The 26,178-nt window shown below is 71.3% G+C and carries 20 protein-coding genes; 7 read left to right on the top strand and 13 right to left on the bottom strand.

Going from position 1 to position 26,178, the window contains the following annotated elements; genetic code table 11:
- Positions 1 to 142 precede the first annotated feature (142 nt).
- Complete coding sequence (gene topA, locus BLQ50_RS04235) at positions 143 to 3,004, bottom strand: type I DNA topoisomerase (RefSeq protein WP_093181390.1); 2,862 nt, start codon at positions 3,002 to 3,004, stop codon at positions 143 to 145.
- Positions 3,005 to 3,119: 115 nt separating this feature from the next.
- Complete coding sequence (locus BLQ50_RS04230) at positions 3,120 to 4,142, bottom strand: phosphatase PAP2 family protein (protein ID WP_245700870.1); 1,023 nt, start codon at positions 4,140 to 4,142, stop codon at positions 3,120 to 3,122.
- 135 nt (positions 4,143 to 4,277) lie between these two features.
- Here BLQ50_RS04230 and BLQ50_RS04225 point away from each other — a divergent pair, with 135 nt between their 5' ends.
- Together BLQ50_RS04225 and BLQ50_RS04220 are read left to right on the top strand one after the other, a co-directional pair.
- On the top strand, positions 4,278 to 5,069 hold the full coding sequence (locus tag BLQ50_RS04225) for a response regulator transcription factor (protein ID WP_093181388.1): 792 nt from the start codon (positions 4,278 to 4,280) through the stop codon (positions 5,067 to 5,069).
- A complete protein-coding gene (locus tag BLQ50_RS04220; RefSeq protein WP_245700869.1) occupies positions 5,066 to 6,658 on the top strand; it encodes a sensor histidine kinase in 1,593 nt (530 codons plus the stop codon). Before BLQ50_RS04225 ends, BLQ50_RS04220 begins: the two co-directional genes overlap by 4 nt.
- 143 nt (positions 6,659 to 6,801) lie before the next feature.
- On the opposite strand, the gene BLQ50_RS04215 is transcribed toward BLQ50_RS04220, so the two are convergent.
- The 5 genes from BLQ50_RS04215 to BLQ50_RS04195 form a co-directional block, all read right to left on the bottom strand.
- Positions 6,802 to 8,397, bottom strand: a complete 1,596-nt coding sequence (locus BLQ50_RS04215; protein ID WP_093181387.1) for a DUF7059 domain-containing protein — start codon at positions 8,395 to 8,397, stop codon at positions 6,802 to 6,804.
- Positions 8,398 to 8,497: 100 nt separating this feature from the next.
- Positions 8,498 to 8,923: a hypothetical protein gene (locus BLQ50_RS04210; RefSeq protein WP_139185730.1), complete on the bottom strand. Its 426-nt coding sequence runs from the start codon at positions 8,921 to 8,923 to the stop codon at positions 8,498 to 8,500.
- 79 nt (positions 8,924 to 9,002) lie between these two features.
- On the bottom strand, positions 9,003 to 9,716 hold the full coding sequence (locus tag BLQ50_RS04205) for an endonuclease/exonuclease/phosphatase family protein (protein WP_093181385.1): 714 nt from the start codon (positions 9,714 to 9,716) through the stop codon (positions 9,003 to 9,005).
- Entirely contained in the window at positions 9,717 to 10,175 is a 459-nt protein-coding gene (locus BLQ50_RS04200; protein WP_139185728.1) for a hypothetical protein, read from the bottom strand. It abuts the gene before it with no gap.
- A gap of 62 nt (positions 10,176 to 10,237) precedes the next feature.
- The gene (locus tag BLQ50_RS04195; protein ID WP_093181383.1) at positions 10,238 to 12,694 is read right to left on the bottom strand and encodes a sodium-translocating pyrophosphatase; all 2,457 of its coding nucleotides are present in this window, start codon (positions 12,692 to 12,694) and stop codon (positions 10,238 to 10,240) included.
- Between the two features lie 203 nt (positions 12,695 to 12,897).
- Here BLQ50_RS04195 and BLQ50_RS04190 point away from each other — a divergent pair, with 203 nt between their 5' ends.
- Both BLQ50_RS04190 and BLQ50_RS04185 read left to right on the top strand, forming a co-directional pair.
- Positions 12,898 to 13,431, top strand: a complete 534-nt coding sequence (locus BLQ50_RS04190; RefSeq protein ID WP_093181382.1) for a sigma-70 family RNA polymerase sigma factor — start codon at positions 12,898 to 12,900, stop codon at positions 13,429 to 13,431.
- On the top strand, positions 13,428 to 15,086 hold the full coding sequence (locus BLQ50_RS04185) for a hypothetical protein (RefSeq protein ID WP_093181381.1): 1,659 nt from the start codon (positions 13,428 to 13,430) through the stop codon (positions 15,084 to 15,086). Before BLQ50_RS04190 ends, BLQ50_RS04185 begins: the two co-directional genes overlap by 4 nt.
- Here BLQ50_RS04185 and BLQ50_RS04180 read toward each other — a convergent pair.
- From BLQ50_RS04180 to BLQ50_RS04160, 5 genes are all read right to left on the bottom strand, one after another.
- The gene (locus tag BLQ50_RS04180; RefSeq protein WP_245700868.1) at positions 15,079 to 15,780 is read right to left on the bottom strand and encodes an anaerobic ribonucleoside-triphosphate reductase activating protein; all 702 of its coding nucleotides are present in this window, start codon (positions 15,778 to 15,780) and stop codon (positions 15,079 to 15,081) included. The genes BLQ50_RS04185 and BLQ50_RS04180 overlap by 8 nt on opposite strands.
- Positions 15,777 to 17,627: a ribonucleoside triphosphate reductase gene (locus BLQ50_RS04175; protein ID WP_093181380.1), complete on the bottom strand. Its 1,851-nt coding sequence runs from the start codon at positions 17,625 to 17,627 to the stop codon at positions 15,777 to 15,779. Before BLQ50_RS04175 ends, BLQ50_RS04180 begins: the two co-directional genes overlap by 4 nt.
- 252 nt (positions 17,628 to 17,879) lie before the next feature.
- Positions 17,880 to 19,118 (bottom strand): galactokinase, encoded by a 1,239-nt coding sequence (galK, locus tag BLQ50_RS04170; RefSeq protein WP_175558952.1) that lies wholly within the window; start codon positions 19,116 to 19,118, stop codon positions 17,880 to 17,882.
- The gene (gene galT / locus BLQ50_RS04165) at positions 19,115 to 20,440 is read right to left on the bottom strand and encodes a galactose-1-phosphate uridylyltransferase (protein WP_093181709.1); all 1,326 of its coding nucleotides are present in this window, start codon (positions 20,438 to 20,440) and stop codon (positions 19,115 to 19,117) included. The genes galK and galT overlap by 4 nt, the downstream gene beginning before the upstream one ends.
- 67 nt (positions 20,441 to 20,507) lie before the next feature.
- Entirely contained in the window at positions 20,508 to 22,703 is a 2,196-nt protein-coding gene (locus tag BLQ50_RS04160) for an alpha-galactosidase (protein ID WP_093181379.1), read from the bottom strand.
- Between the two features lie 202 nt (positions 22,704 to 22,905).
- Here BLQ50_RS04160 and BLQ50_RS04155 point away from each other — a divergent pair, with 202 nt between their 5' ends.
- A complete protein-coding gene (locus BLQ50_RS04155) occupies positions 22,906 to 24,090 on the top strand; it encodes an ROK family transcriptional regulator (RefSeq protein ID WP_093181378.1) in 1,185 nt (394 codons plus the stop codon).
- Positions 24,091 to 24,094: 4 nt separating this feature from the next.
- Here the strand turns inward: BLQ50_RS04155 and BLQ50_RS04150 are convergent, their stop codons facing one another.
- The gene (locus BLQ50_RS04150) at positions 24,095 to 24,595 is read right to left on the bottom strand and encodes a DUF2087 domain-containing protein (RefSeq protein WP_175559008.1); all 501 of its coding nucleotides are present in this window, start codon (positions 24,593 to 24,595) and stop codon (positions 24,095 to 24,097) included.
- Positions 24,596 to 24,732: 137 nt separating this feature from the next.
- Between BLQ50_RS04150 and BLQ50_RS04145 the strand changes: the two genes are divergently transcribed.
- Entirely contained in the window at positions 24,733 to 24,978 is a 246-nt protein-coding gene (locus tag BLQ50_RS04145; RefSeq protein ID WP_093181708.1) for a hypothetical protein, read from the top strand.
- Between the two features lie 6 nt (positions 24,979 to 24,984).
- Positions 24,985 to 26,130, top strand: a complete 1,146-nt coding sequence (locus tag BLQ50_RS04140) for an RNA polymerase sigma factor (protein WP_093181375.1) — start codon at positions 24,985 to 24,987, stop codon at positions 26,128 to 26,130.
- Positions 26,131 to 26,178: the final 48 nt, after the last annotated feature.

Here is a 26,178-nt window from a genome sequence, read left to right as displayed (position 1 = left end):
GTGAGCGCGCCCAGAGAATCCAGTGCATCGACCCTACGGCCGTGCCCCGACCGCGCTACGTCGCGACACGCCCGGGGTGGCTCAGCCCCGTCTCACGAGCGTCCGGGCCCCGACGCCCTCGGCGTCAGGTCCCGGCGCATGCTCACTCCGCGGCGGGAGCAGCCTTCTTCGCGGGAGCCTTCTTGGCCGGAGCCTTCGCGACAGCAGTCTTCGAAGCAGCCGCCGCCTTCGTCGTCGCGGCCTTCTTCGCCGGCGCCTTCTTGGCCGCAACCGCGCGGGTGGTCTTCTTGACCGGTCCCTTGGCGCGCTTCTCCGCGAGCAGCTCGACCGCCTGCTCGTGGGTGATCGCCTCGATGGTGATGTCCTTGGGCAGCGTCCGGTTGGTCGCCCCGTCGGTCACGTAGGCCCCGAAGCGGCCCTCCTTGATGACGATCGGCTTGCCCGACGTCGGGTCCTCGCCGAGCTCCTTGAGCGGCGGCGCAGCGGTGGCCCCGCGGCCGCGCTTGGGCTGGGCGTAGATCTCGAGCGCCTCGGGGAGAGTGACCGTGAACATGGCCTCCTCACTCGGCAGCGTCCGGGAGTCCGTGCCCTTCTTCAGGTACGGGCCGTAGCGGCCGTTCTGTGCGGTGATCTCCGCACCCGTCTCGGGGTCCACGCCGACCACCCGGGGCAGCGACAGCAGCTGCAGCGCGTCCTCGAGCGTGATGGTCTGCAGGGACTGCGTCTTGAGCAGGGAGCCCGTGCGCGGCTTGGGCAGCGCGGCCTTGGCGCGCTTGAGCGCGGCGGCCGAGAGGCCCTCCTCGAACTCTGGCTCGGGCAGCAGCTCGGTCACGTACGGTCCGTAGCGTCCGCCCTTGGCCACGATGGTCGTGCCAGTGCTGGGATCGGTCCCCAGGACGAGGTCGCCCTCGCCCTGCGTCTCGAGCAGCTCGCGCGCCTTGGCGACGGTCAGCTCGTCGGGTGCGACGTCGTCGGGCACGGAGGCGCGCGGGGGGTTCTCACCCTCGGCGACCTCGGCTGCGGTGTCTTCGATATAGGGGCCGTAGCGGCCCACGCGCAGCGTGATGCCCTCACCGATCGAGATCGAGTTGATCTCGCGGGCGTCGATGTCGCCGAGGTTCTCGACGAGCTCGTGCAGGCCTTCCCCGCTGGTCGCGCCGGAGCCGTCGTCGCCGAAGTAGAACTTCGTCAGCCAGGCCACACGCTCGGTCTCGCCCGCGGCGATCGCGTCGAGGTCGGCCTCCATCGCGGCGGTGAAGTCGTAGTCGATGAGCTGGCCGAAGTGCTCCTCGAGCAGCCGGATCACCGCGAAGGCGAGCCAGCTGGGCACGAGGGCCTGGCCGCGGCTGAGCACGTAGCCGCGGTCCTGGATGACGGAGATCGTCGAGGCGTACGTCGACGGGCGACCGATCCCCCGCTCTTCGAGGGCCTTGACCAGGCTCGCCTCGGTGAATCGGGGCGGGGCGGAGGTCGCGTGGCCGTCGGCCGCGAGGTCACGAGAGCTGAGGTCGTCGCCCTGGGCCATCTGCGGCAGCCGGGCCTCATCGTCGGTCTTCTTCGCGGTCGCGGGCGCGTCGTAGCGGTCGGTGTCGCGGCCTTCCTCGTAGGCGGCGAGGAAGCCGCGGAACGCGATGACCGTGCCCGACGCCGCGAAGACGGCCTCGGTCGTCGACCCGGCCGAGGCGCGCCCGATGGTCGGTGCGTCGGACCCGAGCGTGCCGGTCACGGCGAGGCGCACCGACGCGGTCGACCCGCGGGCGTCGGCCATCTGGGAGGCGACCGTGCGCTTCCAGATGAGCTCGTACAGCTTGAACTGGTCGCCGCTGATCTCGCGGGACACCTGGGCCGGGGTGCGGAAGGCGTCCCCGGCGGGGCGGATGGCCTCGTGGGCCTCCTGCGCGCCCTTGTTCTTGGATGTGTAGACGCGGGGGGCGGACGGGACGAACTCGGGACCGTAGAGCTCGGCGGCTTGACGGCGCGCGGCGTCCGTGGCCTGCGTTGACAGCGACGGGGAGTCCGTACGCATGTAGGTGATGTACCCGTTCTCGTACAGCGACTGCGCGGTGCGCATCGTCTGGCGGGACGACATCCGCAGCTTGCGGGAGGCCTCTTGCTGGAGCGTCGAGGTGGTGAACGGGGCCGCCGGGCGACGGGTGTACGGCTTGGTCTCCAGGCTGCGGACCACGGCGGGCTGGTCGGCCAGGGCGGTCACGAGCGCGGCGGCGGCCGTCTCGTCGAGGTGCACGATCCCCTGAGGCGTCTTGAGCACGCCGGCGTCTGAGAAGTCGCGGCCGGAGGCCACGCGCGCGCCGTCGACCTGCGTGAGCTTTGCGGAGAACCACTCCCCCGCATCGGGGCCGGCAAGCGTGGTGAACTCGCCCGAGACGTCCCAGTAGCTTGCGGAGACGAAGGCCATCCGCTCACGCTCGCGCTCGACGACGAGGCGGGTGGCCACGGACTGCACACGCCCGGCGGACAGACCCTGACGGACCTTGCGCCACAGGACGGGTGAGACCTCGTAGCCGTAGAGACGATCGAGGATACGGCGCGTCTCCTGGGCGTCGACGAGCCGGGTGTCGAGCTCGCGGGTGTTCTCGAGCGCCCGGTTGATGGCCTCGCGGGTGATCTCGTGGAACACCATGCGCTTGACCGGGACCTTGGGCTTGAGCTCCTGCAGCAGGTGCCAGGCGATGGCCTCGCCCTCGCGGTCCTCATCGGTTGCGAGGTAGAGCTCGTCGGCGTCCTTGAGGAGCTTCTTGAGCTCGGCGACCTTCTTCTTCTTGTCCGCGTAGACCTCGTAGTACGGCTCGAAGCCGCCGTCGACGTTGACCGCGAACTTGCCGAAGGGGCCCTTTTTCATGTCTGCCGGCATGTCGGACGGCTGAGGCAGGTCGCGGATGTGACCAACGCTCGCCTCGACCGCGTAGTCATCGCCGAGGTAGCCGGCGATCGTGCGCGCCTTGGCCGGCGACTCCACGATGACGAGTTTGCGACCTGCGGACATACAAGGGCCTGCTTCCGTGACGAGGACTGCGTGGTATCGATCTGCGCTCGGTCAGCAGCAGCGTCTGCTGCGAGAGGCGTTCAACTCGGCAGCCTACGGCCTCAGGGCACGCTCGTCACACCGAAACTCCCGCAGTGGCACGCGCCACAGCCTGGCGGAGCGCCAGGAGCAGGGCGAATGCCATGGCCGTCGCGGCGACCACAGCGCAGGCCCCACCCAGGTATGCGACGAGCTCCACGCGGCTGGTGACCTCGGCCGCGGACTCCACGACCGAGGCCGTCTGGTAGAGCGCCCACCCCGCCACCACGCCGCAGACGACCGCGACCAGACCGAGCACCGTGAGGGTCCATCCGGTGCCCGAGCCGCGCGGTGCGTAGCGGTTGCCGCCCGTCACCCCTGGGCGGGCCGGGTCTAGCGCGGACCGGGTGGTCAGGACGCAGGCCAGCGCCCCCCAGAAGAGCACGACGCACACGGCCGCGACGACGTCGCTGGGCCGGTGCCACTGCCCGACGAGCGTGGAGATGCCGGTCGCCGCGGTGTACGCGGCACCGAGCAGCGCGACGACGGGCCGGGCCACGCGCGGCACGGCGAGCACGAGCGCGACCGAGACCGAGGCGGCCACGGTCGTGTGACCGCTCGGCAGGCTGTTCCCCCACCAGCTCTCGGTGCCCAGGTCCGCCCGGTCGAAGACATAGTTCTTGAGCAGCTGGGTCGAGACGTTCGAGCCGACCATGACGACCGCGACCTGCGCGGCCAGGCTCCATCGGCGTCGCACGAGCGCGACTCCCATCGCGACGATCGTGCCCAGCACCACAAAGCTGACCGAGACGACGTCGAGCAGCGGCTCGGCGAGGGTCCACAGGCGGGTCCGCCCGTAGAGCGCACCGTCGTAGGTGATCTCCTCGACGACCTGGCCAAGGTGCGTCCCCACAAAACCACGCCAGACGGCAATGGTCGCGACCGCCGCGGCGATTGCGACGAGAAGCGCCAGGATGCGGGGTCGGACCGGAACTGCGTAGGCGGTGGGGGGCGTGCGGCCAGCGTCGGGGGGAGCCGTCGAGCCTGCCAGGACCGCGAGCGCGGGGGGCACCGGGGGCCCGGTTACGGGCAGCAGTCGGGTCGCGTCGTCGGGTCTCACCCAACAACGATATGCCAGACCTGTGGCGGTCCGGCGAAGATCGCGTCGATGCGGTGAGCACGATCGGCTCCAATTCACAGGGTTCTCATAGGCTCATCTCAGGACACGCAGAGACCGGAGGTGCACCATGAACACATGGTCACCCCCTCCTCCGCGCCCGCCGACGCCCCCCGCGCCGCGCAGCCGCGCCTCACCCACGCGGCGCAGCCGCGCCTCGCCCGGCCGGACGGCAGCCCCCTGCGCGTCCTCGTGGTCGACGACGAGCCGAACCTCGCCGAGCTGCTCACCTCGGCGCTGCGCTACGAGGGCTGGGACGTCTCGACGGCGCTGACCGGGCAGAGCGCGGTCAAGCTCGCCCGCGACGTGTCTCCCGACGTGATCGTGCTCGACGTCATGCTCCCCGACATCGACGGGCTGCAGGTGCTGCGCCGCATCCGCCAGCACCAGTCGGCTGTGCCTGTGCTCTTCCTCACTGCCCGCGACTCGGTCGAGGATCGCGTCGCGGGGCTCACCGCGGGCGGGGACGACTACGTCACGAAGCCGTTCAGCCTCGAGGAGGTCGTCGCGCGGCTGCGGGGGCTGCTGCGCCGCGCCGGGGCGAACGCCGCGCGCGAGGACGCGACCCTCGTCGTCGGCGACCTCGTGCTCGACGAGGACTCCCACGAGGTGACCCGGGGAGGGGATGAGATCGCGCTCACCGCGACCGAGTTCGAGCTGCTGCGCTACCTCATGCGCAACGCCCGACGGGTGATGTCCAAGGCGCAGATCCTGGACCGGGTGTGGCAGTACGACTTCGGCGGGCAGGCCAACATCGTCGAGCTCTACATCTCCTACCTGCGGCGCAAGATCGACGCCGGACGCGAACCGATGATCCACACGCTGCGCGGGGTGGGGTACGTGCTCAAGCCCGCCGGACCGGCTGCGTGACCGCCGCCCCCACCGCGGCCCAGACAGCGGCGCTGGCACCGGCCCCCGAGCAGCGCCGACGGCGTCCGTGGACCCTGCGCCGCCAGCTCGTCGCGCTGCTCATCGGCCTCGTCCTGGTGATCTGCACCGTCCTGGCGGTCGTGAGCACGCTCGCGCTGCGCAGCCAGCTCCTCGACCAGGTCGACGCCCAGCTGAAGTCGGCGAGCGATCGCGCGGTGATCCGCCCACGGATGATGGACCGGCCGTCGGACACTGGACAACCCGGCGACCAGATCCTGGGCCCGGACCAGCTCCCCGGACAGATCCCCGGACAGAGCGCGGGCACGATCGACGTGTTCTTCTCCGGTACGGAGGTGATCCAGGCGTCCTATCCGAACAACGCCGGAACCTCGACCCCGCTGACCGACGCCCAGCTCGCCGAGCTCATGGCGATCCCCACCGACGGGAGGATCCACCCGGTCCACCTCAGCGATCTTGGGTCCTACCGGGCGATCTCCGCCACGAACGTCACCGGCAACCGGGTGATCACGGCCTTGCCGACGACCACCGCCGACGAGCCGCTGCGCTCCTATCTTGTCGTCGAGATCATGCTCATCGTGCTCGCCGCCGGCGTCGCAGCGGCCGCCGCGACGATCCTCGTGCGGCGGGCACTGCGCCCCCTGGAACGAGTCGCCGAGACCGCCATGCGCGTCTCGGAGCTGCCGCTGGACCGCGGCGAGGTGGTGCAGATCCAAGGTGTGGAACCCGGCGACACCGACGAACGGACAGAGGTCGGCACCGTCGGCGCGGCCCTCAACCGACTGCTCGGCCATGTCGAGAGCTCCCTCGCGGCCCGTCACGAGTCCGAGACCCAGGTGCGTCAGTTCGTCGCGGACGCGAGCCACGAGCTGCGCACCCCGCTCGCCTCCATCCGCGGCTACGCCGAGCTGGTCCGCCGCTCCCCCGACGTGGTCCCGGCGGACACCCTGCGGTCCCTGGACCGGATCGAGTCCGAGGCGCTGCGGATGGGGGCGCTCGTCGAAGACCTGCTGCTGCTCGCCCGGCTGGACGCCGGTCGCCCGCTCGAGCGAGCCGACGTCGACCTCACCGTCCTGGCGATCGACGCGGCCGCCGACGCCCACGCCGCGAGCCGCGACCACGTGTGGCGCCTCGAGCTGCCCGACGACGAGGACGGGGCCGCGCCGGTCGAGTCGACCGACGCGGTCGTGACCGGCGACGAGGCCCGGCTCCGCCAGGTGTTCACCAACCTGCTCGGCAACGCCCGGGTGCACACCCCGCCCGGGACCACGGTGGTCCTGTCGGTGCGCCCCGAACGCGACCAGGTCGTCATCGCCGTGACCGACGACGGGCCGGGCATCCCGCCGTCGCTCGCGTCGTCGCTGTTCCAGCGCTTCAGCCGCGGGGACTCCGCCCGCAACCGCGGCGGCGGGTCGACCGGCCTCGGTCTGGCGATCGCCCAGGCGATCGTCGCCGCGCACCGCGGCGAGATCACGGTCCGGGCGGCCCGTCCCCCGGCCACCGGGGCGACCTTCGAGGTGCGCCTCCCCCGCACGCCTGCCCCCGGCCAAGCCACGCCAACTCCCCGCTGAACCACTCCCCTTCCCGCTGAATGCGGTCGAACGGCTGCCCGGCGCCCGGTTTGTCCAGCCACTTGACCGCACTCAGCGGGAGTTTGGCGGGAGTTCGGCGGGGCTCGGGGGAGTTCGGCGGGGCTCGGGGAGTTCGGCGGCGTTCAGGGGGCGGGGGTGAGGAAGCCGTCGCGGACAAGGCCGCGGACGGCTGGTAGGAGCTCGCCCGCCAGCTCGCCAGCCGGCACCTCGAAGAGCGAGGCGATGGCCGCCGTGAGCTGGCCCACCGAGAGCTCGCCGTCGCTCGCCCCGACCAGTGCGGCCAGCCCGGCCGAGGCCTGGATCCCGCGACCGAGCCCGTCGCCCTGACGGATGATCACGACGTTCGGGTCACCGGCTCCCGGGGTGAGGTAGCGCTCCTCGCTCACGTCGGGGGCGACGGTCAGCCGCGCGGCGGCCAGCGCGGCGTCGTCGGTGGCCTCGAGCCAGTCGTGGGCCGCGAGGGAGGCGGCCAGGTGCCCGCCGAGGGGTTGGCGGACGGAGCCGGTGTGCTCCTCGAGTCGGCGCAGGCTGGTGCCACTCGGTGCGACCGGCTTGCGCAGGGTCACGATCCCGAAGCCGACCGCCTCGACGTCGCGGGTCGCGAAGTCGTCGAGCCACGCCTCGTAGGACGCGGCCCACTCCGCGGGCTCGCGCTCGGGGGTGGTGCCGCCGTCGCGGATCCACGTCTCGGCGTACTCGGCCGGGTCGAGGACCTCGCGCTGGATGACCCAGCCGTCCAGCCCGGCCTCGTCCAGCCACCCGCCGACCCGCTCGGTCCACCCCTCGCCGCGGCGGTGCTCCCAGTTGCCGAGCAGCTGGGCGACCCCGCCCGGGGCGAGCACGTCGCCGACGCCCTGGATCAGGTCCCGCACCAGGTCGTCCCCGGCGCGGCCGCCGTCGCGGTACTCGTAGTCCGGGATGGTCCCGGTGCCCGCAGCCCGCGGGGTGATGACAAACGGCGGGTTCGACACGACGAGGTCGAACAGCTCCCCCGCGACGGGCTCGAGCATCGACCCTTCCCGCAGGTCGAGGTGCACCTGGTCGAGGGCGGCGTTGAACTCGGCGAAGCGCAGCGCCCGCCGGGAGATGTCGGTCGCGACGACCGCTCCCGCGTGCCGGGAGGCGTGCAGGGCCTGGATGCCGCAGCCGGTCCCCAGGTCCAGCACCCGGCCGACCGGGGTCCGCATGGTCACCTGGGCGAGCGTGATCGACGCGCCACCGGCTCCGAGCACGTGGTCGCCTGCGAGGCGGCGGCCCGTCGCGAGCTCTCCCAGGTCCGAGGCGAGCCACCAGGACACGGGGCCGGTCGCGTCAGCCGCGTCGTATGGGCGCAGGTCGAGGAGCGCGCGGACGCCGTCGCCGGGCCCCGTGCCGGCCGCGACGACCAGGCCCAGGCGGGTGGCGCCGTCGGTGCCCACCGTGGGCAGGGCCGCGTCGACATCCGCGCGGGTGACCTCGAGGCCCAGCAGGAAGAGCGCGGTGAGCACCGCGCGGGGTTCTCGGCTGGCTTCCGTCTGGCCCGACGCCGTCTCGGTCGCGCCGCCGAGCGCGGCCCGCGCGACGCGCAGCGCGGGGACGGCCTGCTCGCGGTGGAGAGCCGCCGCGGCGAGCGGACCGAGGAAGTCCTCCACGCCGTCGACCGTGTAGGAGGCGGCCGCGAGGTCGTCGCGCAGCAGCGGGAGCAGGCGTGGGTCGATCGTGGGGTCACCGAGGGGCATGCACCTATCTTCCCCCGGACCCTCTTCCCCCGGAGACGACTGGAGGCGGCCCCCATACGGGGACCGCCTCCAGTCAGACGAAGCGCTGGAACGAAAAGGCTCAGGCTTCGCAGTTCTCGGAAATGAAGGTCTCGACGCTCTTCGAGGCCGCGGTGACCTCGTCGGAGGTCATAGTCTTCGAGATCTCAGCCATCTTCTCCATGCCCTCGTCGGAGGTGACGTCGACGTCCTTGAGGGCGCCGAGGTACTCGTCCATGGCGTCGGTGAGCGTGCTCCAGTCGTCGGCGATCTCCTTGGGTGCCTTGATCGCCTTGATCTGGGCGAGCCCGTCCGCGGCGGCCTTGTTGACCGCCTCGGTGTCGGTGGAGTCGACATCGTCGAGGAACGCGCCATCCTGGATGGCCTGTCCGTCGGCACAGAAGTCCTCGATCGACGCGCCGCCGCTGCATCCGGCGAGCAGAGCCCCGAGGAGGACGGCAACGCCTGCGGTGGCGGACACGGACTTGCGCTTCGTGTGAGTGGTCATGGCAGCCATACTCCCGGTTCCTGTGTACTGCCTGCAAGGGGCACCCACGGGTACTTGTGCCCATGCCCGTCGCGCGATTTCACCCCCTCGGCACCGGGCCGACCTGCAGATCCGCGCAGAGCAACGGGAAGTGGTCGCTGCCTCGCAGTGCCGCGTCGGACCGGACCACGCGGACCTCACCCCCCGCGATCGCGGAGCCGACGAGCACGCCGTCGATGCGGCGTCGGGCGGTCGGAACGGGGAAGGTGCCCTCGGTCGACCCGGCCGCCATGTCCCGGAGGTGACGGCCCAACGCGGCCCAGGACGGGCCATCCGGGGTCTCGTTGAGATCGCCGGCGACGATGCACCGATGCGGGCCGTACCGCTCGAGGAGCGCGTTGATCTCGTCGCAGTGGTCCGCGCGCTCACGCGCGTCCAGTCCCAGGTGCACCGAGATCACCACCACGTCACCGAGGTCGACGACGGCGCAGCCGCGCCGGGTGGGCCAGGCCACCAGGTCGCGCCGGCGCCACCAGCGCCACGACAACGGCCGTCCGCGCGTCCCGACAACCGTGGGCGCCAGCTCGGCCGAGACCAGGAGCGCCGTCGTGTAGGCCCCGAAGGGGCTGCCACCGGGGATGACGCAGACCATCCCGGTCTCCGCCGCGAGGCGGCGCATCCGGCGTCGGCCACCGGTGAGGTAGCGCGTGGCCTCCTGGACGGCGACGACGTCCGGGGAGGTCTCGACGATGACACGGCGGACCGCATCCGCATCGATCTGCAGACTCTTGACGTTGTAGCTGAGCAGCCGCACTCAGCCAGCCCCGTCCGTCGGGGTCGCGGTCTCGCTGCACTCGGCGTCGGTGTACGCGACGATTCTCCCGACCGCTGTGCCGACGCTCGTGCCCTGGTCGGTGAACTCAGCTACCAACGGGTCCCAGACCTTCTCGAAGGCGGCCTGGTCGGCCGGGTTGTCCAGGGCTTGGAGCTCGGTGTTCGCATGCTTCATGAAGTCGGTCGTCGTCTGCCATTCGGCCTTGATCTCGGCCGGGGGGCGACCTTCGATCAGCATCATGTAGAGGTTGTTGACGTCGGCGATCGTCGCGGTGGAGGTCGCGTCCGACGCCGACGACTCGAGGTCACGGATGTCGCGTCCGGCCGGGCACACGATCGCGGGCGACCGCGTGCCCGTGCACCCGGTGACCAGGACGGCGCACACCAGACCCGCGCCCATGAGTGCTCCGACCCGCGGCCTGCGACGCGAAAGGTTCATAACCGCATCGTGGGCGCGGACCCGCCCCTGCGCAACCGGGGCGGCCCGGATACCGGCCCCAGCTACTGCCCCTGCTGCGTGGAGTTCTCCTCGCTCGCGTGCCGCGACCGGGACTGTGCCTGGACCGGGGACGGAGCCGGCACCGAGGTCGGCGCACCGGTGTGAGCCGCGGGAGCCGATGGAGCCGCGGGACTGGGCGCCGCCAGGTGACCGGCCGGGCCGGGCCGGATGTGCGCCTCCCCCGGCGCCTCGTCGGCCGACTCCGCGTCGATCTTGGCCACCCGCAACCGGCTCATGATGATCGCCCCGAAGGCGATGCCCGCGGCGACCACAGCCACCCCGATCCGCAGCACGTGGTTGGCGTCCGCCGGCACGCTCATGGTCACCACGGCCGGCGCGATCAGCAGCGCCACCAGGTTCATCACCTTGATCAGCGGGTTGATCGCGGGGCCGGCGGTGTCCTTGAAGGGGTCCCCGACCGTGTCCCCGATGACCACGGCCTCGTGGGCGGGCGAGCCCTTGCCGCCGTACTTCCCGTCCTCGATGATCTTCTTCGCGTTGTCCCACGCGCCGCCGGAGTTCGCCAGGAACACCGCCATCAGCACCCCGGCCCCGATCGCCCCGGCGAGGAAGCCGGCGAGCGGCCCCACCCCCAGGCCGAAGCCCACCGCGATCGGCGCGAACGCCGCGAGCAGCCCCGGAGTGGCGAGCTCACGCAGGGAGTCGCGGGTGCAGATGTCGACGACCTTGCCGTAGTCGGGCCGTTCCTCGTAGGTCATGATCCCCGGGTGCTCACGGAACTGGCGGCGCACCTCGAAGACGATCGCGCCGGCCGCCCGGGTCACCGCGTCGATCGCCAGGCCGGAGAAGAGGAAGACGGTCGCGGCGCCGAGGATCACCCCCACCAGGGTCACCGGGGAGATGATCTCGAAGCTGAGCATCGAGTTCACGATGCCGTTCGAGGCGGCCGTCGTCCCGATGTCGCGCAGCGCCCCGCTCACGGCATCGGCATAGGAGCCGAACAGCGCGGTCGCGGCGAGCACCGCGGTCGCGATCGCGATGCCCTTGGTGATGGCCTTCGTCGTGTTGCCCACGGCGTCGAGGTCGGTGAGCACCTGGGCGCCCTCGGCGTCGACGTCCCCGGACATCTCCGCGATGCCCTGGGCGTTGTCGGAGACAGGACCGAAGGTGTCCATCGCCACGATCACCCCGACCGTGGTGAGCAGCCCGCAGCCGGCCAGGGCGATGAGGAAGAGCGAGAGCCAGATGGACCCCCCGGCCAGCAGGAACGCCCCGCAGATCGCCGCGGCGATGATCCCGGAGGTGTACACCGAGGACTCGAAGCCGACGCCGATCCCGGAGAGCACCACGGTCGCGGCCCCGGTCCGCGACGTCGCCGCGACGTGCAGGGTGGGCTTGGACGTCGTGCCGGTGAAGTAGCCGGTGACCCACAAGATGATGCCCGCGAGCACGACGCCGATGAGCACCGCGAGGCTCGCCACGACGCGCGGGTCGCTCGCGACGTCGGACAGGTCCGCGGTCCCGGGGGACTCCGCGAAGGTCGAGGGCAGGTAGACGAAGGCGGCGATCGCGGAGAGCACGGCGCCCAGCAGCGCCGACGTGTAGAAGCCGCGGTAGATCGCGCGCAGCCCGTTCTCCTGCCCGCGCACCCGCGTGATGAACACCCCGAGCAGCGCGACGAAGGCGCCCATCGCGGTGACGATGAGCGGGAAGACCAGGCCCGCCTCGCCGAGAGTCGCCTTGCCGAGGATGAGGGCCGCGACGAGCATGACGGCGTAAGACTCAAAGAGGTCTGCGGCCATGCCCGCGCAGTCGCCGACGTTGTCGCCCACGTTGTCCGCGATCGTGGCGGCGTTGCGCGGGTCGTCCTCGGGGATGCCCTGTTCGACCTTGCCGACCAGGTCCGCACCGACGTCGGCCGCCTTGGTGAAGATGCCGCCGCCCACCCGCATGAACATGGCCAGCAGCGCCGCGCCGAAGCCGAAGCCCTCGAGGACCGAGGGTGCGTCGCCGCGATAGATGAGCACCACCCCGGCCGCGCCCAGCAGCCCCAGACCCACCACGCACATGCCGACGACGCCGCCCGTGCGGAAGGCGATCCGGGCGCCTTCCACGCGTGCCCCCGGCCGCATGGCCGACGCCGCGACGCGCACGTTCGCGCGCACCGCCAGGGACATGCCCAGGTACCCGATCGAGGCGGAGAACCCGGCCCCGAAGAGGAAGGCGATCGACCGGCCGATCCGGATGCCGCCGTCGCCAGGGAGCAGGAACAGCAGCCCGAAGACGATCACCGCAAACAGAGCGAGGGTGCGGAACTGTCTCCTCAGGTAGGCCGAGGCACCCTCCTGGATCGCGAGGGCGATGTCCTGCATCTTCGCGGTGCCCTCCGGGGCGGCCAGGACCTGTTTGCGAAGGACGACGGCGACGACCAGACAGAGGGCGCCGATCACGGCGATGACGGCGACAATCGTGATGCTGGATGATCCGAGCTCGAGCATTCGTCCTCCTTGACGAGCGCAAGCACCGCGTGACGTGGGTCACATCCGCGGCGATGTTGCCGGAAGTCTACGCAGCAAACGACCGGTTCGCAGGGATTGCGCTGCCGGTCCCGACACGCCGCGGGGAGCATGGGCGGCCCCCAACGTTTCGGCCCACCCGTTCGTCATGATGGGTGACGGGCCACCACCACGAAAGGGCCTCCATGCCTGACTGGAACGCCGATCTCCACGAGCTGGTGCGCACCCGCCACCGCGCGCTGATCGGCTACGCCTACCTGCTGAGCGGGAACACCCGGGAAGCCGAGGACCTCGTCCAGGATGCCCTGGTCAAGGTGTTCACCCCGCGCTCTGCGCCAGCCGCCGCAGTCTCGGAGGGCTACGTGCGCCGGGCCATCCTGACGATCTACCTCGACCTGTACCGCCGGCGACGCCGGTGGTCGGGTATCAAGCACCTGGTGGGCATCGCCGACCGCGAGGAGAGCCGGGAGAGCGCGGTCGCCGACCAGGTGGACGTGGCTGTCGCGCTCGACGCGCTCACCCCGCGCCAGCGGGCCTGCGTGGTGCTGCGCTACTTCGAGGACCTCACCGTGCCGCAGATCGCGAGCGCCCTCGGCTGCGCCGACGGGACCGTCAAACGTCACCTCTTCGACGCCCACGCGATCCTGGCCGACCGGCTCGGCCCGCTCAGCGACACCTCGCAGCCCTCGCCCATCGTGAATCCGAGGCCCCTCTCATGAACCGCAACCTGCACGATGCCCTGCACTCCCTCGCCGGCTCCGGGACCGACGCCGCGTCCCCACCCGACGTCCTCGCCGACCGAGCCGCCGCCGCCGTGGAGCGCCGCCGACGCCGCCGTCCCGTGCTCGTCGCCGGGCTCGCCGGCATAGGTGTCCTGACCGCGGGGGCGGCGGCCGCCCTGGGATACACCCTCCTGCACGACGACGCCGCGCCGCACCCGTTCCCCGACCGCCTGTACCCCGGGGTCGAGTCTCCGGTCCCCGAGCCGGCCGCGTTCACCTGCGGGGCGCGCATGGACGCCCTCACTGCCGTGGACGGGCCGCTGGCGCTGGGCAACGAGATGGTCGACTCCGATGGGGACAGCCGGGTCACCATCTCGACCGAGACCGGCACGATCATCTCGATGTACCTGCGCAACACCACCGCGGACCCGCTGACCTACTCGACCCAGGAGAACCCGGGGATCTACCTTGTCCAGGACGGCGTAGTGGTCGCTGTTCCCGCCGTGGGCGAGGCGCCGGCCAGCGCCCCTGCCCAGGTCACGCTCACGGCCGGAGAGATCCAGCCCCTGCTCGAGGACCGTGTCGTCGCCTGCCCCGACGCCGGCGGCACGACCCCCACCTCGATCCCAGCCGGCGACTACGACGCCTACGGCGCGATCACTGTCACGGTCGAGCCCGCGACCACCGCGATCGACGTCGTCGGCGGGCCGTGGAAGGTCCGCACGACGAACCCGGACGGGACGGTGTCCGGGGCTCCGGCCGCACTCCCCCAGGCCAACCCGGATGCGACCTTCCCGCAGTGCGGGGCGCTCGTGAACCCGCCCGCCGGGAGGCTGCGGGTCGCACTGAGCGCAGGGTTCCCCGACCTGTCGCTCGGCTCGAGCATGTCGGTGACCGCATGGAACCTATCCTTGGACGACCTCGCAGGGGAAGCCGCCCATCCCACCCTCGTCGCGGTCAAGGACGGGGTGGTCGTCGGGTCCCTCGACCCGGACCGGTCCAGCGGCACGGTGCCCTTCTCCCTGCCGGGGCTGGACAGCACCACGCTCGTGACCGCCGGGTCGCTCGAGCACACCGTGTGCACGGACGGCGTGACGCCGCTGCCCGCCGGTCGATACTCGGTCTGGGCCGCCCAGGATCTCACGATCACGACGCGCGTCCCGCGTTCGGAGATGGACTACGTCGCTGGTGACCCCATCACCACACCAGAGGCATACACAGCGGTCGAGGAGGTCGCGGCGCTCTGGATGGACGCGAAGGGACAACCCGCCGCACACCCCGGCCTGACCGAAGGATGGCCCGCGGACCTCGACGAGGCCACAGCCATCAGGGGGGACAACACCGAACCCGAGACGGTCGTCTGGTTGGCGATCAGCACGATGGAGTACCCCCTCTACCGCGATCCCGGACTCGTCCCCGCCCGCGACCATCTCGCCGACCTGGGATACGTGACCACCGACCTCGCCTTCCGGTGCCAGGATGGCCTGGCGGCGCTGGGGATCGTTCCGAACTCACCCGGATCAAGCGGCTCGGGCGTCGCCGTCGTGTTTGCCACCCGGGCAGCGGCCGACGCCTTCGTGGCGCTCTGGGAACCCCTGCACGGGCCGGTTGTGGGCGTGGTCACCGACTTCGTCGGCTGCGACTTCAGCTGAGCGGCTCGACCGGGTGCGCCCGGCGGAACCGGGTGAGGTTCTCGACGAAGACCTCGCTCGTACCGTCGGTGCGCACCTCCTGCACGACGTAGTCGGTGACCCCCATGGACGTGACGGTCTCGCGGATCTGTTCCACGTCGTCGGCATTGAGGATCATCGGGTCGAGGGTCGTGCGGACCTGGACGGCGACGCCGGCGTCGAGCACCCGTTGCAGGGAGATGAAGGCCGGGTCGGCGCTGTTGGCCAGGCCCGTGACCGCGGAGTACTTGCCGACAGGTGCCTTGATGTCCAGGCCGACCCAGTCCACGTGGGGCAGCACCTCAGCGAGCCGGCGGGGGTATGCCCCGGCGGTGTGCAGCCCGACGGCGAAGCCCATCGCCCGGACCTGGCGCGCGGCGTCGACCAAGCCCGCCTGGCGGGTGGGTTCGCCTCCGGAGAAGACCACCGCGTCGAGCAGGCCGCGGCGGGCCGAGAGCAGGTCGCGGACGGCCGCCCAGGTGACCTGACCGGGGGCACGCGGGTCGAGGATCGAGACGTTGTGGCAGTAGGTGCACTTCCATGGGCAGCCCTGCAGGAACACCACGGCCGAGAGGTGCCCGGGCCAGTCGCAGGCAGAGAAGGGCTCCATGCCGGCGATCGTCAGCTCGCCGGCGCCGTGCGCCATGACTGCTGACGTGGCTGCCGGCGTGGTCACCTCCCGACGCGCGAGGTGCGCGCCCGCGCCTCCTGGAACATCTGCCGCTCGGCGTGCTCGCCCTTCTTGCCGATGTTGAAGGAGCTCACCGGGCGGTGGTAGCCCATGACCCGGGTCCACACCTCGCAGACGATCGGCTCGGCGTCGGGCCGCTCGAGGGCGCAACGCGGGCAGGTGGGCTGCTCTCCCGCGAGGTAACCATGGCTCGGGCAGATCGAGAACGTCGGGGTGACCGTGATGTACGGCAGGCGGAAATTGCTCAGCGACCGCTTGACGAGCTCCTTGCAGGCCTGCGCGGTCGAGATCTTCTCCGACATGTACAGGTGCAGCACCGTCCCGCCGGTGTACTTGCTCTGCAGCTCCTCCTGGCGCATGAGCGCCTCGTAAGGGTCGGCGGTGAAGCCGACCGGGAGCTGGGAGGAGTTCGTGTAGTACGGGTTGTCCTCGGTGCCGGCCTGCAGGATGCCGGGGAAGCGCGCGCGGTCCTCCTTGGCGAAGCGGTAGGTGGTGCCCTCTGCGGGGGTGGCCTCGAGGTTGTAGAGGTGGCCGGTGGCCTCCTGGAACTCGACCATGCGGGTGCGGACGTGGTCGAGCAGGCGGACGGCCATCGCGTGGCCGGCCCCGGTCGTGACGTCCTCGTCGGCGTGGGCGCAGTCGAGGTCGCACGGGTCGGCGGTGAAGTTGCGGATCATCTCGTTGATGCCGTTGACGCCGATGGTCGAAAAGTGGTTGTCGAGGGTGCCCAGGTAGCGGCGGGTGTAGGGGAACAGGCCCTCGTCGATGTAGTGCTGGACAACCTCCCGCTTGATCTCCAGAGAATTCTTCGCGAGGTCCAGGAGCGTGTCGAGGGCAGCGATCAGCGCGGGCTCGTCGCCCTTGTGCAGGTAGCCCAGGCGGGCGCAGTTGATCGTCACGACGCCGATCGAGCCGGTCTGCTCGGCCGAGCCGAAGAGGCCGTTGCCCCGCTTGAGCAGCTCGCGCAGGTCGAGTTGGAGGCGGCAGCACATGGACCGGACCATGCCGGGCTCGAGCTCGGAGTTGAGGAAGTTCTGGAAGTAGGGCAGGCCGTACTTCGCGGTCATCTCGAAGAGCCGGGTGGCGTTCGGTGACTCCCACGGGAAGTCCTCGGTGATGTTGTACGTGGGGATGGGGAAGGTGAACACCCGGCCGGAGGCGTCGCCCTCGGTCATGACCTCGATGTAGGCCTGGTTGATCATGTCCATCTCGATCTGGAGGTCACCGTAGGTGAAGTCCATGGCGCGGTCGTCGATGATCGGGACCTCGTCCTTGAGGTCCTCCGGACAGGTCCAGTCGAAGGTGAGGTTGGTGAAGGGCGTCTGGGTACCCCAGCGGGAGGGGACGTTGAGGTTGTAGATGAGCTCCTGGATGGACTGCTTGACGTCGTCGTAGGGCACGTCGTCCTTGCGGACGAAGGCAGCCATGTACGTGTCGAAGGAGCTGAACGCCTGCGCGCCGGCCCACTCGTTCTGCATGGTGCCCAGAAAGTTGACGATCTGCCCGATCGCGGAGGACAGGTGCTTGGGCGGGTTCGACTCGACCTTGCCCGGTACCCCGTTGAAGCCCTGGGTGAGGAGCATCCGCAGCGACCAGCCGGCGCAGTAGCCGCCGAAGACGTCGAGGTCGTGGATGTGCAGGTCGCCCGAGCGGTGGGCCTCTCCGATGGCGAGGGGATACACGTCGGATAGCCAGTAGTTCGCGGTGACCTTGCCAGCGGTGTTGAGGATCAGCCCGCCGAGGGAGTAGCCCTGGTTCGCGTTGGCGTTCACTCGCCAGTCGGTGCGGTCCAGGTATTCCTTCATCGTGCTGCTGACGTCGATGGTCACCATGGGGGATCAATTCCTACGTCTAGATGGCCTGCTAGCTGGATTCTCTAGATAGATCCTTGCCGCCGAGTGAGCGTCTTTCCGGGGACCTTTGTCCTCGCCGATGGACGCTGTGCGGGTGCCGGCGGGTGCCGGCGGGTGCCGGCGGGTGCCGGCGGCGGCGGACTGGTCCCGGACCGGGGTACGGGGCGTGCTCTTGACTACGCGGCGTGCGGTTGACAGCACGCCCCGTAGTCAAGAGCACGCCCCCTACGGTCAGCTGGCCGGGGCGGAGGCGACCGCGACGAGGAAGGATGGCGGGGTCAGGCCTTCCGCGCTGAACCCGGCGGCCACCTCACCGGCGACCTGCTCGACGTCCTCGGCGCGCACGAGGGCGATCGCCGAGCCGCCGAAGCCGCCGCCGATCATCCGTCCGCCGAGGGCACCCGCGGCGATCGCCGCATCCACGGCGACGTCGAGCTCGTGGCAGCTCACCTCGTAGTCGTCCCGCAGCGACGCGTGCGCGGCCGTGAGCAGCGGCCCCACCTCGGCCGTCCGGCCGGCGTCGAGCAGGCGCTCGACCTCCTCGACGCGGGCGATCTCGGTGACCACGTGCCGCACCCTGCGGGCCACGACCTGCCCGTCCTGACCCGCGGCAGTCAGCCTCGCGAGGGCGTCGGGCATGGCGAGCATGGCCAGCGCGCCGGAGAGGTCGGTGACCTCACGCAGCGTGCCCACACCCAGCACCTCAGCGGCCACCTCGCACGTCGTACGTCGCGCGGCGTACTGGCCGTCGACCAGCTGGTGCTCGGCCCGGGTGTCGATGACCAGGAGCGCCAGGCCCTCCGCCGCCAGGTCGAAGGGGATCTGCCGCACCTCGAGGCTGCGGCAGTCGAGCAGCAGCGCGTGGCCGGCTTGGGTACGCAGCGCGGCGGCCTGGTCCATGCCACCGGTCGGGGCACCGGCGATCTCATTCTCGGCCCGGCTGCACGCCGCGACCAGGCGCTGGCGCCCGGCGTCGTCGCCTCCGAGGCCGAGGCCGTAGAGGGCATCCAGGCCAATCGCGACCGAGCCTTCGAGCGCGGCCGAGGAGGACAGACCCGCGCCGTAGGGCACGCAGGACGTGATGGCCACGTCGAAGCCGCCAACGGTCAGGCCCTCCTGAGCAAGGGCCCAGGCCGTGCCGACGACATAGGCGATCCAGCCGTCGACCGCGCCGGGGGCGACGTCGGCCAGAGCGATCTCCCGGACCACACCTGCCTCCTGCGCGGAGACCAGTCGGATGTGGCCGTCCGTGCGCGCCCGCATGGCCGCGTAGGTGCGGTGCGGCAGCGCGAAGGGCAGCACGAGCCCGCCGTTGTAGTCGGTGTGCTCACCGATGAGGTTGCCGCGCCCGGGGGCAGACCACACCCCGGCGGGCGCTTCGCCGAAGGTCACCTCGAAGAGCGCCGAGGCGCGCGCAGCCCCCTCCTCGAAGGACCAGGCGTCGAGCCAGTCCACGTCGAGGGCGTTCACGCGTGGTCGCCGGCGTCGGCGGGCACGGTCACGTCTGCGGGCGCGTCTGCGGTCACGTCCACCCACGTCGGCGATGCGACCTCGGCCAGACGGTCGGCGATGCGCTCGGGCGTCGTGTCCGAGATCCATGCCCCGCCGCCCGACTCCGAGCCGGCGAGGTACTTGAGCTTGCCCGGTGCCCGCAGGATCGAGAAGAGCTGCAGGTGCAGGCGCAGATCGTCACGGCCCTCGCGGACCGGGGCCTGGTGCCACGCGGCGATGTACGGCGCCTGGGTGGGGCGGCCGTCCGCCGCGGCCGGGAAGAACCGGTCCATCCGGCCCAGCAGCTCGAGATAGACGAGGGCGAGGTCGGCACGCTCGGCGTCGGACAAGGCCGGCAGGTCCGCCACGTCGCGACGCGGGGCGAGGTGCACCTCGATGGGCCAGCGGGCGGCCGCGGGCACGTAGGCGACCCAGTGCGCAGACTGGGCGATGATGCGCCGGCCCGAGCGCAGCTCGGCGTCGAGCACATCGCGGAGCAGGTTGCGCCCGGTCCCGGCGCGGTGCGCGCGTGCCTGGCGCAGCATGACGTCGGTCTTGGGCATGAGGTACGGGTAGGCGTAGATCTGCCCGTGCGGGTGGCTGAGCGTCACCCCGATCTCCTTGCCGCGGTTCTCGAAGCAGAACACCTGCTCGACGCCGTCGACCTTGCCCAGCTCGGTCGTGCGGTCGGCCCACGCCTCGATGATCGTGCGCATCCGGCGGGGGCCGACCTGGGCGAGGGACTTGTCGGAGTCCGGAGAGAAACAGATGACCTCGCAGCGCCCGACGGCGGGGCGCACCTTCCACAGGTCCTCACCCTCGAGGGCGGTCACCTCATCGACCGTCCCGGGGACCCGCATGAGGGAGGGGAAACGGTTCTCGAAGACGACGACGTCGTAGTCCTCGGCGGGGATCTCACCGTCGGAGTAGGCGGCGCCGGGCTTGGCAGGGGCTAGCGGGTTCGAGTCCGCGGCGGGCAGGAACGTGCGGTTCATGCGGTGCGCGGCATGCGGGATCCATTCGCCCGTGAGCACGTCCAGGCGCATGGTCGGGCCGGTCACAGGCGCGGTGACGGGCTCGCCGTCGGGGCCGGTCGTGGTGATCGCCTCGAAGCGGCCGGGCAGCGGGCGCGGGTCGTCCAGGCGGCGGGTGGCCTTCCCGGAGACGTACGGCTCGGAGTCGTCGAAGTAGAAGAGGTCGCGTCCGTCGGCCAGGGTGGTGTGGGTGCGACGGACGGCGGGGACGGCCCACGGCTGGCTGCCGGTGCTCGCAGTTCCGGTGCTCGAGCTGTCGGTGCTCATGCCTTCGGTGCTCATGGTGCCTCTCGTGTTCGTGGTCAAAAGTTCGGTCGCGTCGTCGGTCACGGTGTCACGCGTCCCTGGCGGTGGCGACCGCGACCAGGTGCAGCAGGACCAGGTGCTCAGGGTTCTGCATCGGCGCCTGGACGCCCACCCGGTCCAGGGTGCGGCCGGAGAGCTGCACGCCGTCGTCCCACCACTGCAGGCGGTCCGCGCCGGTGCGGTTGCCCATCGCGTCGGCCGGGTCGATCGCCTGGACGCGGTACTGCCGCGTCGGGTCGAGCCCGGGCAGGCGCACCCGGCCGGGCCCCTGGTTGGGCCCCGAGGACAGCTGCACGACGGCGAAGATCGCCTCGGCGGCGTCGGTCGCCACGACGCCGTGCACCCAGGTCGTCGGCTCGGGATGGTCCGCGCGCACGACCGTCCCGGTGTGCAGCAGCCCGCGGTGCGCCTTGTGCAACGCGATCCACCCAGCGAGCTCGGCCTTGTCGGCCTCGCTCGCGCTCGTGAGGTCCCACTCGATGCCGAGGTGGCTGAAGAACGCCGTCCCGGCGCGGAAGCTCAGGTCGTGGCGGCGCCCGGTCGTGTGGCAGTGCGGGGAACCGATGTGGGAGCCCATCATCTCCGGCGGCACGAGGAGCCCGGTGCCGGCCTCGATGCTCTGGCGTTCGAGGGCGTCGATGCAGTCCGAGGCCCAGATCCGGTCTGTGCGGTCGAGGATGCCGAGGTCGGCCCGGCCGCCGCCGCCCGAGCAGCTCTCGATCTCGACCCGGGGGTGGCGGGCGCGGATCTCGTCGATCAGCCGGTACAGCGCCGCGGCCTGGTTGTGGACCCCGGCCTGACCCGTCGGGGAGTGCCCGGCGTCGATCAGGTCGCGGTTGTGGTCCCACTTGATGTAGTCGATCGGGTACTCGGTGAGGATCGCGTCGATCCGCTCGAGCACGTAGTTGTAGGCACCCTCGTGGCCCAGGTCGAGGACCTGCTGGAAGCGCGCCTCGGGGGGCAGCCGGTTCCCGGTTGCGAGGATCCACTCGGGGTGGGCGCGGGCCAGGTCGGAGTCCGGGTTGATCATCTCGGGCTCGAACCACAGGCCGAACTGCATGCCCAGGCCGCGCACGTGGTCGATCAGGGGCGAGAGGCCGTCCGGCCAGACGACCTCGTCGACGAACCAGTCGCCGAGGCCGGCGTGGTCGTCGCGGCGGTGACGGAACCAGCCGTCGTCGAGCACGTAGCGCTCGACGCCGATCGCGGCGGCCTCGTCGGCGAGTGCCACGAGCTTGTCGAGGCGGTGGTCGAAGTACACGGCCTCCCACACGTTGATCAGGACCGGGCGCTCGGGGCGCCCGTTGGCCACGCTCGGGTGCTGGGGGCGCGCGCGCAGGTAGGTGTGGAAGCGTGCTGACATGTCGTCCAGGCCGTCGCCGTAGGAGCCGAACACCCACGGCGAGGTGTACGTCTGCCCGGCGGCGAGGATGATCTCCCCGGCCAGCAGGAGCTCACCGGCGGCCAGGTGGCGGGCGCCGCCCTGGATCTTCTCGGCGAGGATCCGGGAGTTGCCCGACCACGCCACGTGCACGCCCCAGACCTCCCCGGAGCGGTAGCCGAAGCCGGCCCGGCCCGCCGCGACGATGAGCGTCGCGTCGTGGCCGCGGCCCTTGCGGACCTCGCGCAGGTGGGTGCCGAAGGTGAAGGGCTTGCGCTGGGCGGTGCGCTCGCGGATCCAGCGGCCGGTGAAGTCGAGGATCTCGTCGGCCTCGGTGGGCACCGGGAGCGACAGATCGAGGGAGGACAGCATGAACTCGGGGACGTCGGCGCCCGCGGTGCTGGTCAGTGCAACGCGGGTGCGGACGAGGCCGCTCGCGGTGAGCTCGAGGTCCAGGACCAGGGCGAGCGCGGCGTCGTCGTCGGTCGCCCGCACGCTCACCCGCTGCGAGCCAGGGTGCTCACCGGCTCCGAGCGTGACGGCGCCAGAGAGGCGGAAGGCAGTCGAGAAGCTTGCGCCGTGACGGTGGCCGGTCACCCCGGGGGTGCCCAGCCAGCCGACCGACTGCTCGGGGACCACCGAGAGCGGGACGGGCAGGTCGACGGTCGCCCCCGCGATCTGGGGAATGCTCGCCAGCCGCAGGGCCTCGAGCTCGGCGACGGCGACGTCACCAAGGTCTGCCCCCCAGTGCAGGACGCGGGGCAGCAGCGGCCCCGCACAGTCCAGGACGAGGCTCACCCCCGCGGCGCGCAGGTGGAGCAGGTCGGGTGCAGGGGTGGTCACGTGCGTGACTCCTTCGTCTTGGGCTCGCTCCGGGTTGCGATCCCGGCACTGTCGATGCTTTAGTTCTACGCTGGAAATTAGTCTGCTGTCAATCGCCCGGACTCACCCCTGAGGCGCCACGGGCACAGTGCAGATCAACTGGATGTGCGCCCTGACTCTGGCTGCCAGCTTATTTGACAGATGGAATAAACTCGCTCACATCATGAACTCTCCGGCCCCGATCCCCTGGACACCCCTGTCCGGCCCGACCCGGCAGATCGCGCTCGCGGTGCTGCTCGACGGTCCGCTCTCGCGCAGCGACCTCGCGGGCCGCATCGGCCTGTCCCCCGGGAGCCTCACCCGCCTCACCAAGCCGCTGCTCGACTCCGGCCTGCTCGTCGAAGCCGCCGCGGAGACCGCGCCTGCGACGTCCGGGACCGCCCGGCGGCTGGGGCGCCCCACCCAACCGCTCGACGTCGCACCCTCCTCGCACCACTTCGTCGGCATCAAGCTGACCGGCGACCACGCCTACGCCGCACTGACCGACCTGCGCGCCGACATCCTCGCTGCCGACGACGCCCCGCTCCCCTCGCACTCGCTGGACGACGCGCTCGACACCGTCGTGCTCCTCGTGGACAGGCTCGTCGCCCGGCTGGCATCCTTGCGCCCCGGCGCCGCGGTCACAGGGCTCGGCATCAGCCTCGGCGGGCACGTCGAGGGCCGCTCGACAGTGACGCTGGCTGACTACCTCGGCTGGCAGGACCTCCCCCTCGCGGCGCTGCTCACCGAGCGCACCGGGCTGCGGACCGTCGTCGAGAACGACATCGTCGCGGTCACCGAGGCCACTCACTGGTTCGGCGAGGGGCACGGCTGCGACCGCTTCGCGCTGTTCACGATCGGCGCGGGGATCGGCTACGGGCTCGTCGTCCACGGCGCGACGGTGACCAGCCCGGAGGCCGGGTTCAGCCTGCTCTCCCACTTCCCGCTCGACCCGTCCGGGCCGCTCGGCTCCTGCGGTCACACCGGCTGCGCGACGGCGATGCTCACCCTCGACGCGCTCGTCACCCAGGGCACCCAGCGGCTGGGCCGGCCGGTCACCTACGACCAGCTGCTCGACCTCGCGGCGGCCGGCGACCCCGACGCTGTCGCCCTCGTGCAGCGCGCCGGCCGTGCGCTGGGACGGATGATCGCCGCGATCGCGAACCTCACGATGCCCGAGCGGATCGTGCTCGGCGGTGAGGGCGTGCGCCTCGCGGAGGTGGCCGCGGACGCTGTCACCGAGGGTCTGCACTCCGGCCGCAACCCTCGCACCCGCGACCCCGAGATCGCCCTGCAGAGCCCCGAGCTGGCCCGGTGGGCCCGCGGGGCGGCGGTCGTCGCGATCCAGTCGCTCGTGCTGGGGCGCTAGCCCGTCAGGTCGACCAGTACTCGGAACCGTTCGGGGTGCGAGATATGAAGCCTGCGTCGACCATCGCGCGCCTGAGACCTACCGGATCGGAGGCCAGCTCACCCAGACGAAGCATCAGCTCACCTTCGCTCACGCGCTCACTCCGGGCAAGCACCCGCCCTGCGAGCAGCCGGACCACGTCCTCTCGGTCGCTGCGCTTGCGTGGGAGGTTGAGCAGCTTCCCGTCAGAGAGAAAACGCTCAGGACCGTCAGCCGATCCCGCCGTGCCGCGATCGACCTGCGCGGCAGATGCGAGCGCTTCGGAGTAGACGGCGGGCCTGGCGCGGAAGCGTTCCCCGTCTTCGACCACCAGACCAGTGGCAACGAGGCGCCGCAGAGCGCGAAGATCAAGAGAGGTGAGGTGCGTCGCGGTCACCGGTGGGGCGGCCAGGACTACCTGCGCGTAGACGGCCAAGGTTCGCTCGTCCGCGAGCGCCGCCAGGATGGGCCGCCAGTCATGTGCCATACAGGTCATCATGCCCGACCCGATAGAGCCGGGTTGAGTTCCGGGACCGGCTCGGTGTGATGTCGATATCTCGCCCGCTGTTCCGTCCCCGGGGTGAACACGACCACAATGGCTCGTACCTCATCAAGGAGAACATCATGGCCAAGTACCTGCTGCTCAAGCACTACCGCGGCGCACCTGCAGCGATCAACGACGTCCCGATGGACCAGTGGGCGCCCGAGGAGGTCTCGGCGCACATCCAGTACATGAATGACTTCGCCGCCCGGCTCGAGGGCACCGGGGAGTTCGTCGACGGACAGGCGCTGTCCCCGGGCGGCAAGCCGATCCACGAGTGGCTCGAGATTCGCCCCTTCCTGGACATGCCCCCGACCATCACGGAGTGACGCACCGTGGACGAGGCGCTGATGCGGACCCTCACCCCCGCGGTGATCGGCGTCCTCGTCCGCCGCGGGGCTGACTTCGCGGCGGCCGAGGACGCCATGCAGGACGCCCTCGTCGTCGCGGTGCGCGTGTGGCCGGATGATCCGCCGCGGGACCCGAAGGGCTGGCTGGTCACCGTGGCCTGGCACAAGTTCCTCGACGCCGCCCGCGCAGACACCTCCCGGCGGCGGCGCGAGACGGTCGTCGGGGACGAGCCCGTGCCCGGTCCGGGCACGGCGGTGGACGACACGCTCCAGCTGTACTTTCTCTGCGCTCACCCATCTCTGTCTCCCGCGTCGGCGGTCGCGCTCACGCTGCGCGCGGTCGGCGGTCTGACCACCCGTCAGATCGCGCAGGCCTACCTCGTGCCCGAGGCGACCATGGCCCAGCGGATCAGCCGGGCCAAGCGAACCGTCTCGGGTGTCGGATTCGACCAGCCCGGTGACGTCGCCACGGTGCTGCGTGTGCTCTACCTCGTCTTCAACGAGGGCTACTCCGGCAACGTCGACCTCGCCGCCGAGGCGATCAGACTCACCCGGCAGCTGGCGGCCGAGATCGCGCACGTGGAGGTCGCAGGCCTGCTCGCGCTCATGCTGCTGCACCATGCCCGGCGCCCGGCACGGAGCCGTCCCGACGGCAGCCTCGTCCCGTTGAAGGAGCAGGACCGCAGCCTGTGGGACACCCGGCTGATCGCCGAGGGAGTCGACGTGCTCCAGTCGGCCCTCGCGCGCAACCGACTCGGGGAGTTCCAGGTCCAGGCTGCCATCGCCGCGCTGCACGCCGACTCCCGCAGTGCTGCGGAGACCGACTGGGCGCAGATCGTCGAGTGGTACGACGAGCTGCTGCGGATCACCGACAGCCCGGTGGCTCGCCTCAACCGCGCCGTCGCGGTCGGTGAGGCCGACGGCCCGCGTGCCGGCCTGGCCGCTCTGGAAGGGCTCGATCCGTCCCTGCCCCGCCTCACCGCCGCCGCGGCCTACCTGCACGAGCGCGACGGTGACACCGTGACCGCCGCACGGCTCTACGCCGAAGCCGCCCGATCAGCGCCCAACCTGCCCGAGCGCGAGCACCTCGCGCGTCAGGCCGCACGGCTCAACGCAGAGCTCCGCGGCTGACCGGGCGCCTCCCCGGCCGCACAGGACCCGGCGTGGGTGGCGGGTGGG

The sequence above is a fragment of the Sanguibacter gelidistatuariae genome, from assembly GCF_900096585.1.
In the GTDB taxonomy this organism is placed as follows: Bacteria; Actinomycetota; Actinomycetes; order Actinomycetales; family Cellulomonadaceae; genus Sanguibacter; species Sanguibacter gelidistatuariae.
Note: the sequence above shows the minus strand (reverse complement) of the source record. Positions and strands in the feature narration are given on the sequence as shown.

What these genes read in the sequence shown, in the direction of transcription:
- topA (WP_093181390.1), bottom strand. Translation starts at nt 3,004, where the DNA reads ATGTCCGCAGGTCGCAAACTCGTCATCGTGGAGTCGCCGGCCAAGGCG.
- BLQ50_RS04155 (WP_093181378.1), top strand. Translation starts at nt 22,906, where the DNA reads ATGAACTCTCCGGCCCCGATCCCCTGGACACCCCTGTCCGGCCCGACC.
- BLQ50_RS04150 (WP_175559008.1), bottom strand. Translation starts at nt 24,595, where the DNA reads ATGGCACATGACTGGCGGCCCATCCTGGCGGCGCTCGCGGACGAGCGA.
- BLQ50_RS04185 (WP_093181381.1), top strand. Translation starts at nt 13,428, where the DNA reads ATGAACCGCAACCTGCACGATGCCCTGCACTCCCTCGCCGGCTCCGGG.
- BLQ50_RS04210 (WP_139185730.1), bottom strand. Translation starts at nt 8,923, where the DNA reads ATGACCACTCACACGAAGCGCAAGTCCGTGTCCGCCACCGCAGGCGTT.
- BLQ50_RS04225 (WP_093181388.1), top strand. Translation starts at nt 4,278, where the DNA reads ATGGTCACCCCCTCCTCCGCGCCCGCCGACGCCCCCCGCGCCGCGCAG.
- galT (WP_093181709.1), bottom strand. Translation starts at nt 20,440, where the DNA reads ATGAGCACCGACAGCTCGAGCACCGGAACTGCGAGCACCGGCAGCCAG.
- BLQ50_RS04200 (WP_139185728.1), bottom strand. Translation starts at nt 10,175, where the DNA reads ATGAACCTTTCGCGTCGCAGGCCGCGGGTCGGAGCACTCATGGGCGCG.
- BLQ50_RS04145 (WP_093181708.1), top strand. Translation starts at nt 24,733, where the DNA reads ATGGCCAAGTACCTGCTGCTCAAGCACTACCGCGGCGCACCTGCAGCG.
- BLQ50_RS04195 (WP_093181383.1), bottom strand. Translation starts at nt 12,694, where the DNA reads ATGCTCGAGCTCGGATCATCCAGCATCACGATTGTCGCCGTCATCGCC.
- BLQ50_RS04175 (WP_093181380.1), bottom strand. Translation starts at nt 17,627, where the DNA reads ATGGTGACCATCGACGTCAGCAGCACGATGAAGGAATACCTGGACCGC.
- BLQ50_RS04190 (WP_093181382.1), top strand. Translation starts at nt 12,898, where the DNA reads ATGCCTGACTGGAACGCCGATCTCCACGAGCTGGTGCGCACCCGCCAC.
- BLQ50_RS04215 (WP_093181387.1), bottom strand. Translation starts at nt 8,397, where the DNA reads ATGCCCCTCGGTGACCCCACGATCGACCCACGCCTGCTCCCGCTGCTG.